Source organism: Parabacteroides caecihominis (genome assembly GCF_023656785.1).
GTDB lineage: Bacteria > Bacteroidota > Bacteroidia > Bacteroidales > Tannerellaceae > Parabacteroides > Parabacteroides segnis.
On sequence record NZ_JAMOKS010000071.1, the window covers coordinates 1 to 11,335 of the forward strand.

Genomic DNA, 11,335 nt, shown 5'->3' on the forward strand with positions numbered 1-11,335 from the left:
GATAGTTCATAACTCATGCTTTTGAATAGCCGAAGTTAATTTCTTTCTACTACTTAACAAAATTTCAAAGAACTTTTTCAAAGACTAGTTTTTACACAGTCTCTCAAGAGGGGAATTGGTTACTCCCGTCACTATAAACATATAGCTCAATTATTTCTAAATAGATTCTTATTTTGTCATCTTTATCAACTCGTCAATGATTGTCTGGTCATAGCCCATCTCCTGTGCTTTCAGGAAATCTTTTGCGGCGGATTCTTTTTCATACTGGGCCAGTTTAACTTTTCCTCTCAGCACATACAGGGAAGCGCTGGGAGTACTTTCAATAAATACCTTGTTAATATCTGCCATGGCGCGGGCGTTCTTGCCCATCATGAAATACACATCGGCACGACCTTCATACAATAGCCAGTCACGGGGCATCTGGCTGATCAGGTAGTTGAAGATTCTTTCACTTTCCTCATAGTTACCACGCATCTTTTCAAGAATGGCATGTCCCAGACGGGCACGGACGGACTTTTCGTTCATCTCTAATATTTTATCGAAATCCTGCTCCGCCCAGATATAATTCTTCTTTTGGATATAGATCAGTCCGCGACAGTAAAGAGCCTCTTCGTTTGTCGGTTCCACGATCAGTAAGGCATCGTAATCATTCAGCGCTTTCTCCGTTTCTCCCAACTCGGAGTAGAGAGAGGCGCGGTTCTCCAGGATAGTCGGATTGTTGGGACGTCCGCTGAGTGCGGCCGTATAGGAAAGCAGTGCATCCTGGAGCTTGCCCTGGCGGCGCTGGATACTTCCGAGGTTTGTCAACAAGGCATAGTTCATAGGGTTTCCCGGCTCCAGACGCATGGCGGCCCTCAGGCTTTCTTCGGCAGACACCAGATCTTTCTTATCCAGAAAGTCGTAACTTTTTTCAATCAGTTCCTCATACGATTGGGCAAAACAGTTAGTTGTTGCCAGGATAAAAGTGATGAATATCAGCAGTAATCTCATTCTCTTGTTTTTATCTGTTATTTGATCGTCGCAAAGCTACGCAAATATCTTGTTCTGCCGCCGGATTAAAAAAACTTTATACCTTTGCCACATTTTATAAGACTTTTCGATGCTTTGATTGTTATAAGATAAAAGTGTTTAATTAAAATAGATAGAAATATGATATTATTAGATGTGTTGGCATCCAATCCGAAATTGGAAGGTTTTATCAATTCCCTGATAGAGCAGGGTAGTCATTTAGGGTGGACAATTATTAAAGCTATCATTGTTTTCGTTGTAGGACGGTTTATTATCCGCATGATTAACAAACTTGTTCGCCGTATTTTAACGAAACGTGATTTTGATCCGTCTGTTAAAACATTTGTAGGAAGTCTGGTGAATGTTACGTTGATGATCCTGTTGATCATTTCCGTTGTAGGGGCGTTGGGAGTACAGACGACTTCATTTGCAGCATTGCTTGCTTCTGCCGGTGTCGCTATCGGTATGGCGTTGAGCGGAAACCTGTCGAACTTTGCCGGCGGGTTGATTATCCTTTTGTTCAAGCCGTATAAGGTGGGCGATTATATCGAATCGCAGGGTGTAGGCGGTACGGTGAGGGAGATTCAGATTTTCCATACTATTTTGCTTACGGCAGACAATAAAAATATTTTTATTCCGAACGGCTCATTGAGCAGCGGGGTGGTAACCAATATCGGTAATGAGCCGACGCGTCGTGTGGAATGGACTTTCGGTGTGGAATACGGGAGCGATTACGAGCATGTTAAGAGAGTGATCGAATCCGTTCTTGCACAGGATGCACGTGTTTTGAACGAACCGGCTCCTTTCATAGCCTTGAGTGCGCTGTCCGATAGTAGTGTCAATGTCGTTGTGCGTGTATGGGTAAAAAGTTCCGATTACTGGGGCGTTTATTTTGATACCAATAAAGCTATTTATGCAACCTTCAATGCTGAAGGTATCGGGTTCCCGTTCCCGCAACTGACGGTGCATCAGGCAAAAGACTGATTTTGTCCTTAAAATAAATCTTTTTGTTCAATAACCGTTGGGGTTCGTCTGACGGGCGGTAATACGTTTAATAGTTGAACAAAAAGATTTATCTTTGTCTATCAATTTAAAAGTGAATAACAGAAAATGTTTTTAAGGTAAAAATACAAAGAACTTTATTTTATTACTTTAGTATTAATTATTTGATTGTAAAAGAAGAAAAAGGCTCGACCGTTATGGCGAGCCTTTTTCTTATGAATTCAGGCGGTCTACCGTCTTGACTCCTTTGACTGATTTTATTTTCTTGACCAGCATATTCAGCGAATTGGTATCTCTCACCAGTACGGCAAAGTTACCTTGGAATATCCCGTCTACCGAATCTATGTTCAACGAACGGAGCGTGACGCCATTCTCTTTTCCGATCACCGAGGTGATGTTGGTGACGATCGCGATATCGTCCCTACCGACAACGCGAAGGGTTACCACATATCCGTTGTCGCCTTTTCCGCTCCATTTTGCACGGATGATGCGGTAACCGAAACGGCTGAACATCTCCTGCGCGTTCGGGCAATCCATCCGGTGGATCTTGATGCCTTGGGTGGAAACGAATCCGAATACTTCGTCACCATAGATCGGGTTGCAGCATTTTGCCAACTTGTATTCAATCCCTGTCAGGTTCTTGTCGATTACCAGAACGTCCTTGTTGGTGGATATTTCCTCCACTTCGGTGGTCGTGATGTATTCGCCGGCACTACGGGTTTCCGAACGGTCGTTGGTCTCGGTTTCCTTGCGGACAAACTCCTGATATTCGTCGATCACATTATTCGGGTCGAGGCGTTCTTCGGCTATTTCGATGTAGAAGTCGGTGACGGTCTTGAATCCTTTCTTCTTGATGTAACGCATCAGATGAGGTTCTTCCATCTCGATCTTCCGGTTTTTGAAACGGCGTTGGAGCATCTCCTTGGCAAAGTCGACTGCTTTGGCTGTCTCTTCACGGAGGGCCTGCTTGATCTTTACACGGGCTTTGGAGGTGACAACAATGTTCAGCCAGTCGCGTTTAGGCGTCTGGGCTGGAGAGGTGACGACCGAAACCGTATCCCCGTTGTTCAGTACATATTTAATAGGTACGTTCTTTTCATTTACCTTGGCGGAAACGCATTTGCATCCCAGCTTTGAATGGATGGCAAAGGCAAAGTCGAGCACGGTGGCCCCTTTCGCCAGTTTGATCAGTTCGCCGGTCGGTGTGAAGACATAGATTTCGTCCTTATACAGGTCCATCTTGAAATCCTGCATCAGGTCGAGCGGGTTGTTCTCCTTCTCTTCCAGGGCGGCACGCACGGTATTGAGGAATTCGTCCAGTCCGCTTTCGGCTTTCACGCCTTTGTATTTCCAGTGGGCTGCCAGTCCGCGTTCGGCGATCTCATCCATCCGGCGGGTACGGATTTGCACTTCCACCCATTTGTTTTGCGGGCCCATGACCGTGATGTGCAGGCTCTCGTATCCATTCGTCTTCGGAATGGAAATCCAGTCTTTCATACGGTTGGGGTTCGGCTGGTACATGTCGGTAATGATCGAATATACCTGCCAGCATTCTGAACGCTCTTTTTTAAGTGGAGTATCCAGCACGACACGGATCGCGAACAGATCGTATATACCTTCAAACTCGATCTTCTGCTTTTTCAACTTGTTGTTGATCGAGTGGATGGATTTGGTACGTCCTTTGATATCGAACCGCAAGCCGGCTTCCTGCAACTTTTTCTTGATAGGTGCAATGAATTCGGCTATATAAATGTCGCGTGAACGTTTGGTCTCGTTCAGCTTTTTCTTGATGAAATCATACTGATTGGGATCGGTGTATTTTAGCGACAGATCTTCGAGTTCGCTCTTTATCGTATATAACCCCAGGCGATGGGCCAGGGGAGCATACAGATATGAAGCCTCGGTGGCGAGCCGCAGGCGGTCGTCCTCTTTCAACTGTTTGCCCAAGCGCATCAGGCAGAGGCGGTCGGCAATCATAATCAGTATCACCCTGACGTCTTCTGCAAAAGAAAAGAGCAGGTGATGGAAGTTCTCAGAATTGACGGCCGTATTGCGGGCATACAGATCGGAAGTCTTCAGCAGGCGCTGAATGATCAGCGTGACATCTGCGTCGAACGTCTTTTCGACCTCTTCCAGTGTAATAACCTTTTTCAGCACCGGGCGATAGAGCAGGAGAGCGATGACCGAAGTCCGTTTCAGCCCGATCTCCGTTGTTGCGATCAGTGCAGTATTAATATTGCGAATCAATCCGTTGATGCCGTTCTTGTCTCTTCCGTAACAGTCGAGTGCGACAACGCGCTGCATCAACTCTCTCATTTTCCGTATATCCTCTCTATGTAAAAAGGAGTAGAGGCTACGTACCAATTGTCTGTATTTTGAGAAGAAATCTTTTCTTTCTTCTTCCGTAAAGAATGGTTGTATGTCCATAGTTGCATCTTCTTTTTTACTGCCCATTTGAGGACAGGCGGTAAAACATACTGTAAAAGTATCTTTTTTCCTCGAATATCAATGCTATTCTAACAGTATTTTTATACATTTGCGAGAAGCATAGACGGAAAATGCTATGCCACAATGCGAAGAGTACTAATTTTAAAAGATATACTATGTTAAACGCAAACGATTTAAAGCAATTGGCTGATAAAGGAATCAGCGAACAGCAGATTGAAGAACAACTGGCCTGCTTCGTCAAAGGTTTCCCTTATCTGGAAATAGCCGCATCCGCATCAGTAGAAAAAGGTATAATGGTTGTATCGCAGGAGGACCAGGCAACTTATATGGATGCGTGGGATGCCTATCTTGCTAAAAATAAACGGATCCTGAAATTTGTACCTGCTTCGGGTGCTGCCAGCCGTATGTTTAAGAACCTGTATGAGTTTCTGTCAGCCTCTTATGATGTGCCGACCAGTGATTTTGAAAAGAAATTCTTTAGCGAGATTACCCGTTTCGCTTTTTATAACGCATTGAATGCCGTTTGCCTGGCAAACGAAGAAAAGGATATTCCGGCACTGATCGCTGCCGGCAATTATAAGGCGGTAGTTTTCAATTTGCTGGATGCCAAAGGTTTGAATTACGGACAGTTGCCTAAAGGTCTGTTGTTGTTTCACCGTGCAGGCGAAACGATCCGTACTGCCATGGAAGAACATCTGGCTGAAGGTGCCATGTATGCCAAGAACAATGCCGGTGAAGTAAATATCCATTTTACCGTATCTCCTGAACATAAGGCTTTGTTTGAACAGTTGGTATCAGAAAAGAAACAGGCATACGAAGAAAAGTTCTCGGTAGGCTATGATCTTTCCTTCAGTGTACAGAAGCCGAGTACGGATACGGTTGCCGCCGATATGGAAAACAATCCTTTCCGCGACAAGAATGGAAAATTGTTGTTCCGTCCGGGCGGTCATGGTGCTTTGATCGAGAATCTTAATGATATCGATGCCGATGTCGTTTTCGTAAAGAATATCGACAATGTCGTTCCCGACAGTTTCAAATGTTCGACTGTTATCTTTAAGAAAGTGATAGCCGGTGTGTTGGTTACTTTGCAGGAACGTATATTCAATTATCTGAATCTGATCGAAACAGGAAAATATTCACATGACCAGGTAGAAGAAATGATTCATTTCTTGCAGGATGACCTGTGTATCAAGAATCCGGATACGAAGTTGCTGGAAGATGCCGAACTGATTCTCTATATCAAGAGCAAACTGCTCCGTCCGTTGCGTGTTTGCGGTATGGTGAAGAATGTAGGCGAACCGGGCGGCGGTCCGTTCCTGGCACAAAATCCGGATGGCACTGTCTCTCCGCAGATTCTGGAAAGTTCGCAGATCGACCTGAAAGATCCGGCAAAGAAAGCGATGTTCGAACAAGGCACCCACTTCAATCCGGTTGACCTGGTATGTGCATTGAAGAATCATAAAGGAGAAAAATATAATCTGCCTGATTATGTAGATAAAAATACCGGTTTCATCTCTTACAAGAGTAAAGATGGTCGCGATTTGAAGGCATTGGAACTTCCCGGTTTGTGGAATGGTGCAATGAGCGACTGGAATACCGTATTTGTAGAAGTCCCTATCGAGACTTTCAATCCGGTAAAGACGGTTAACGACTTACTACGGTCCGAGCATCAATGATCGGATCGATACCATAGTTAGTATTTAAATTAAACATTCGAAAAGGCGGACTTGTGAGAGCCCGCCTTTTTCATTCTGCTTATATTTTCGGTAACTCCCAGGGGGCGCGATATTCTTTGCAGAGATATTTATCAGCTTCTGCATCGTGGAAACTTGTTCCGTCCCACGAAAGTTTCTTTCCGGTCCGGTAAGCAATGTTACCCAATTGAGAGAATTTGGCGATATGTGCGCCGATCTCGATGCTTGCATTACAATTACGGTTGCGCGATTTGATACATTCCAGATGATTCTTGACGTGGAGGTTCAAGCCGCCTTCTCCGTAAGCCTTATTCAGGGCGACTGCTTCCATGCGAGCCTTGCCGTTCACCTTTTCAGGGATGACTTCCCAACCGCCGCGGTCGATAACCAGTGTGCCGTTTTCTCCTACAAAACCGAGTCCGTGGTTACGTCCGTAAGCACCGTCATCGATACCGATGGCATGGTCCCACATCACGGTGAAGTCATCGAATGTATAGATCGTTTGCAGAAGGTCGGGTGTTTCGCAGGCATCGTCCGGATAACCGAATTTGCCGCCCGAAGCCATAATAGAGTTCGGTGCCGTCACATTCATGCCATAGAGGGCGTAATCGAGCAGGTGGACACCCCAGTCTGTCATCAGTCCCCCGGCATAATCCCAGAACCAACGGAAAGTGAAATGGAAACGGTTGCGGTTGAACGGGCGTTTGGGTGCCGGGCCGAGCCACATGTCATAATCAACACCTGCCGGAACCGGTTCGTCGGCAATTACCGGAATGGAAGGACACCATCCCTGATAAGAAAATACACGTACGGTACGTATTTTACCCAACTGCCCGCTATGTACGAAAGCCATTGCGTCCTGCCAGTGAGGGTCGCTGCGTTGCCACTGTCCGACCTGTACGACACGGTTGTATTTCTCGGCGGCACGTACCATGATGTTACATTCTTCGATACTGTTTCCTAGCGGTTTCTCGCAATAAACATCTTTCCCAGCTTCGCAGGCGGCAACCATCTGGAGGCAGTGCCAATGGTCGGGAGTACCGACGATAACGACGTCCACATCTTTGTTGTCGATCAGCTTCCGCCAGTCTTTATAAAGGTGTTTTACCTTCTTTCCGGTTAGTTTTTCCGTCTCGGCAGCCCTGTTATTTAACACATTTTCATCAATATCCGCTAAAGCGATACATTCGACTTCCGGATTGCGGAGGAAAGCCTGCAGGTCGGAATACCCCATCCCTTTGCAACCGATCAGGCCGACCCTGATCTTATCGTTTGCACCGACTGAGTTACTACTAGCTTTAATAAAGAAAGGGTTCATCGAGAAGCCGGCTCCCAGAAGGGCAGCCTGCCGGATAAAATCTCTGCGTGTTGTCATGGTCTGAATGAATTAATGGTGATGATACACAATTGTTTGTAAAACATCAAAAATAGGAAGAAAGCCTGGTTTTACCCAATAAAATATGTAATAAAAACATAATATTGCAGACAAATCCGAAAAAGGGAAGTAAATTTGCAGTCGCTTTATGGAAAAAGTAATTATTGGATTATTCACTAAAAAAGAAACAAAATGAAGCTGACACGCTTATTAACCTGTCTTTTTTTAAGTATTATGGGAATGTCCTGTATCCAGGACGAGGCGCCGAATGCAGAAGCTGATATCCTGACCTGTACAGTACCAGCCGACATATTGCGTCGCGATCCTATTATTACAAATGATAAGATTACATTGATGGTTAAATCAAATACTGATTTATCGAAACAATCGCCCGAATTTACTTTGACACCGGGAGCCTCTATTTCACCGGCTAGCGGAACGACGCTTGATTTTAGCGAACCGCAGTATTACACTGTCGTTTCGGAAGACGGACAATGGAAGAAACGCTATGAGGTGAATTATGTGATAACCGGTATCGGTACACAATATAGTTTTGAACAGGTCAGACATGAAGGTACAGCCCAATACGATGTTTTCTATGAAACAGACGATAACGGAAACACTATAATGGATTGGGCAAGCGGTAATCCCGGATTTGCACTGACGGATATGAAAGCTCCCCGTGATACTTTTCCAACGCTATCCTTTGACAAAGGCTATAAAGGTAAGTGTGTAAGGTTGGTGACTCGTTCGACCGGTAGTTTTGGCGCGAAGTTAGACATGCCGATTGCTGCCGGTAACTTGTTTATGGGAACATTCGATATAATAAGTGCCCTTACCAATGCTCTGAAAGCCACCAAATTCGGTATGCCGTTCGAATATGTGCCGACTTACCTGACCGGATATTATAAGTACAAAGCAGGACCGGATTTCTCCGAATCAGGAAAGATCGTTTCCGGTAAAAAAGATATATTTGATATCTATGCGATCTTTTATGAGACGACCGATGATGTGAATATGCTGGATGGAACTAATAAATTCAGCCATCCGAATCTGATCTCCGTCGCACGGATCGAAGACGCGAAAGAAACGGATGAATGGACGCAATTCTATCTGCCGTTTAATATGCGACCGGGTAAAACTATCGACCGGGATAAGTTGAAAGCTGGAAAATATAATGTGGCGATTGTATTTTCTTCCAGTATAGAAGGTGATTTGTTCAACGGAGCAGTTGGCAGTACATTATATATAGATGAAGTCGAACTGATCCATTCTGTGGAAGAATAAACATAAAACAGTATGAAAAAACAATTAATTATAAGTATCCTGGGTTTATTATTGCTGACTAGCCATAGTCTGTTTGCCCAGAAAGACCAGAATGCCGGTATCATCAATTCATATCTGATCGGGTTGGAATATGAGGTAAAAGCCGGATTCAGTATCGGGGGGACGTCTCCATTGCCATTGCCGAAAGAGATACGCTCCATCGACAGTTATAACCCGACATTGCAGATTGCCATCGAGGGGAATGTAACGAAGTGGCTTAATCCGGCGCGCACTTGGGGGATTATGCTTGCTTTACGTCTCGAAACGAAAGGTATGAAAACAGATGCCCGTGTAAAGAATTACAGCATGGAGATCATCGGTGATGGTGGTGAACGTATGAAAGGCTTTTGGACCGGGCAGGTAAAGACAAAGGTAAATAACTCGTATCTGACTGTTCCTGTGCTGGCTGCCTGGCGGGTTTCTCCACGTTGGAAGTTGAATGCCGGACCGTATGTTTCCTATCGGATGGAAGGTAATTTTACGGGCGATGTGTACGACGGCTATTTGCGTGAACTCGATCCGACCGGTAACAAAGTCGTATTTGAAGACGGTAAAAGTGCTCCTTACGATTTTTCCAAAGACCTGCGTCGTTTTGCATGGGGGCTACAGCTGGGAGGCGAATGGAAAGCCTTCAAACACTTGAATGTGTATGCCGATCTGACTTGGGGTATGAATGATATATTCAAGAAAGATTTTAATACGATTACTTTTGCCATGTATCCGATTTATCTGAATATGGGCTTCGGTTATGCATTTTAAGCTATAATACAATATCATATCAGCGGGAATATTTCATCAAATATTCCCGCTTTTTTTATTTATTACAATAAATTCTATACATTTGCGGTATTGATTTTTTAAGACCAATATAATTTAATACCATGAAAGAGAACGAGAAGAAAGGAATTTCCCGAAGAAAATTCCTCGGCTTGTCCGCACTGGGACTAGCCAGTTTTACAATCCTTCCCAGCTGGTCGATCAATGGAGTGCGCATCGCACCGAGCGATCGGGTTGTTTTAGGCTTTATCGGGCTGGGGCAGCAAGGTTTATCCGATTTTACCAGTTTTTCCAATTGTCCGGGTGTGCAGGTTGCTGCCGGTTGCGATGTAGATTCCATGAAACGCGAACGTTTTGTGCGTAGAATTACGGCCTGGCAGAAGCAACAGGGCGTAGCGCCGCGTTGCGACAGCTATGAGTTTTATGAAGATATGCTGGAACGTAAGGACATCGATGCGATCGAGGTGGCAACTCCCGACCACTGGCATGCTTTGACAACCATTCATGCCTGTCAGGCGGGAAAAGATGTTTATTGCCAGAAACCGCTGGCTTATACAATTGCCGAAGGTCTGGCGATGGTAAAAGCCGTCCGCGATAACAAGCGGGTGCTACAGGTGGGAAGCCAGCAACGTTCGAGCGAAGAGTTTCAGAAAGCGATCGAGTTGGTCCGTAGTGGAGCGATCGGTCATGTAGAGAAAATATATGCCCGTGTCGGTGCACCTCCAAAACCGTTGGATCTGCCGGAAATGCCTGTGCCGGGAAATCTGAACTTCAATCAATGGATGGGACCGTTGAATGATCCGAAGGTACACTATCATCCGGATCTTTGTCCTCCGATCTCTCTCGATCCGGAGCAGAACGAACAGTTGTGGGGAGCCTGGCGTTGGTATCAGGAAACCGGTAATGGCTTTACGGCCGACTGGGGTGCCCATATGTTTGACATCGCTCAGGCTGCTATCGGTATGGACGGTTCCGGTCCGGTAGAATTTACTCCGGCAGGTTATAACGGACAGAAATATGCTTCCATGAAATATGCCAACGGTATTGTGATGACCGAACAGCCTTATCGGGAAGATAATGAGAATGCTCAGGGTATCCAGTTTATCGGTGATAAAGGATGGCTGAAGGTAGCACGCGGTTATATCGAATGTTCGGATCCTTCCTTGTTGAAAGCCAAGAAGAAAGAAGTCGGTAAAGGGGAATATGAAGTAAGTTCGCCTCATATGCAGAATTTTATCGATTGCGTTCGTTCACGTGAGAATCCGATTGCTCCGGTAGAGGTAGGTTGCAGCACTAATACGCTTTGTTGTCTGGCAAATATTTCCCGCGAACTGAATCGTCCGGTAAAATGGAATCCGGCTACATTAAGTTTCGTCAATGATAAGGAAGCCGCTGCACATCGGTTGTACTGGTATCAGTATCGCAATCCTTATACATTGCCTTACTGGAAATAAATGGGGGGTAATTATAGAAATGATTGAACTATCTATTTATAGTGCCGGGAGTAACCAATTCCCCTCTTGAGAGGGGATAAGGGGTGTGTTAAAGCTAGTTATAGAGCGAAACAATAACACACCCCCTTCCCCCTCTCAAGAGACTGTGTAAAAACATATCTCAAAAAGATCTTTGACATTTTGTATAGTAAATAGAAAGAAAATTAGTTCTGGAAAAAGTTCTTGTTCTCAAATTTTGGCTAAAATCGACC

The 11,335-nt window shown here is 45.0% G+C and carries 8 protein-coding genes; 5 read left to right on the top strand and 3 right to left on the bottom strand.

Features of this window, described 5'->3' with window-relative positions; genetic code table 11:
• Positions 1-168 precede the first annotated feature (168 nt).
• Positions 169-990 carry a tetratricopeptide repeat protein gene (locus NBH14_RS28160; protein ID WP_186961916.1) on the bottom strand — a complete coding sequence of 274 codons (822 nt, stop codon included), beginning with the start codon at positions 988-990 and terminating at the stop codon, positions 169-171.
• 159 nt (positions 991-1,149) lie between these two features.
• Between NBH14_RS28160 and NBH14_RS28165 the strand changes: the two genes are divergently transcribed.
• Positions 1,150-1,992 (top strand): mechanosensitive ion channel family protein, encoded by an 843-nt coding sequence (locus NBH14_RS28165; RefSeq protein ID WP_186961917.1) that lies wholly within the window; start codon positions 1,150-1,152, stop codon positions 1,990-1,992.
• Between the two features lie 231 nt (positions 1,993-2,223).
• On the opposite strand, the gene NBH14_RS28170 is transcribed toward NBH14_RS28165, so the two are convergent.
• On the bottom strand, positions 2,224-4,437 hold the full coding sequence (locus NBH14_RS28170) for a RelA/SpoT family protein (RefSeq protein WP_186961918.1): 2,214 nt from the start codon (positions 4,435-4,437) through the stop codon (positions 2,224-2,226).
• 176 nt (positions 4,438-4,613) lie between these two features.
• Here NBH14_RS28170 and NBH14_RS28175 point away from each other — a divergent pair, with 176 nt between their 5' ends.
• Positions 4,614-6,134, top strand: a complete 1,521-nt coding sequence (locus tag NBH14_RS28175) for a DUF4301 family protein (RefSeq protein WP_186961919.1) — start codon at positions 4,614-4,616, stop codon at positions 6,132-6,134.
• A 79-nt stretch (positions 6,135-6,213) separates the two neighbouring features.
• Here NBH14_RS28175 and NBH14_RS28180 read toward each other — a convergent pair whose 3' ends face one another.
• Positions 6,214-7,527, bottom strand: a complete 1,314-nt coding sequence (locus tag NBH14_RS28180; protein WP_186961920.1) for a Gfo/Idh/MocA family protein — start codon at positions 7,525-7,527, stop codon at positions 6,214-6,216.
• A gap of 192 nt (positions 7,528-7,719) precedes the next feature.
• Between NBH14_RS28180 and NBH14_RS28185 the strand changes: the two genes are divergently transcribed.
• The 3 genes from NBH14_RS28185 (at position 7,720) to NBH14_RS28195 (ending at position 11,084) form a co-directional block, all read left to right on the top strand.
• Positions 7,720-8,814: a PCMD domain-containing protein gene (locus NBH14_RS28185; RefSeq protein WP_186961921.1), complete on the top strand. Its 1,095-nt coding sequence runs from the start codon at positions 7,720-7,722 to the stop codon at positions 8,812-8,814.
• Positions 8,815-8,826: 12 nt separating this feature from the next.
• A complete protein-coding gene (locus NBH14_RS28190) occupies positions 8,827-9,612 on the top strand; it encodes a porin family protein (RefSeq protein ID WP_128134134.1) in 786 nt (261 codons plus the stop codon).
• A gap of 122 nt (positions 9,613-9,734) precedes the next feature.
• Positions 9,735-11,084, top strand: a complete 1,350-nt coding sequence (locus tag NBH14_RS28195; protein ID WP_250817978.1) for a Gfo/Idh/MocA family protein — start codon at positions 9,735-9,737, stop codon at positions 11,082-11,084.
• Positions 11,085-11,335 lie beyond the last annotated feature (251 nt).

Coding starts and splice junctions, on each gene's coding strand:
- NBH14_RS28160 (WP_186961916.1), bottom strand. CDS start 990: ATGAGATTACTGCTGATATTCATCACTTTTATCCTGGCAACAACTAAC.
- NBH14_RS28165 (WP_186961917.1), top strand. CDS start 1,150: ATGATATTATTAGATGTGTTGGCATCCAATCCGAAATTGGAAGGTTTT.
- NBH14_RS28170 (WP_186961918.1), bottom strand. CDS start 4,437: ATGGACATACAACCATTCTTTACGGAAGAAGAAAGAAAAGATTTCTTC.
- NBH14_RS28175 (WP_186961919.1), top strand. CDS start 4,614: ATGTTAAACGCAAACGATTTAAAGCAATTGGCTGATAAAGGAATCAGC.
- NBH14_RS28180 (WP_186961920.1), bottom strand. CDS start 7,527: ATGACAACACGCAGAGATTTTATCCGGCAGGCTGCCCTTCTGGGAGCC.
- NBH14_RS28185 (WP_186961921.1), top strand. CDS start 7,720: ATGAAGCTGACACGCTTATTAACCTGTCTTTTTTTAAGTATTATGGGA.
- NBH14_RS28190 (WP_128134134.1), top strand. CDS start 8,827: ATGAAAAAACAATTAATTATAAGTATCCTGGGTTTATTATTGCTGACT.
- NBH14_RS28195 (WP_250817978.1), top strand. CDS start 9,735: ATGAAAGAGAACGAGAAGAAAGGAATTTCCCGAAGAAAATTCCTCGGC.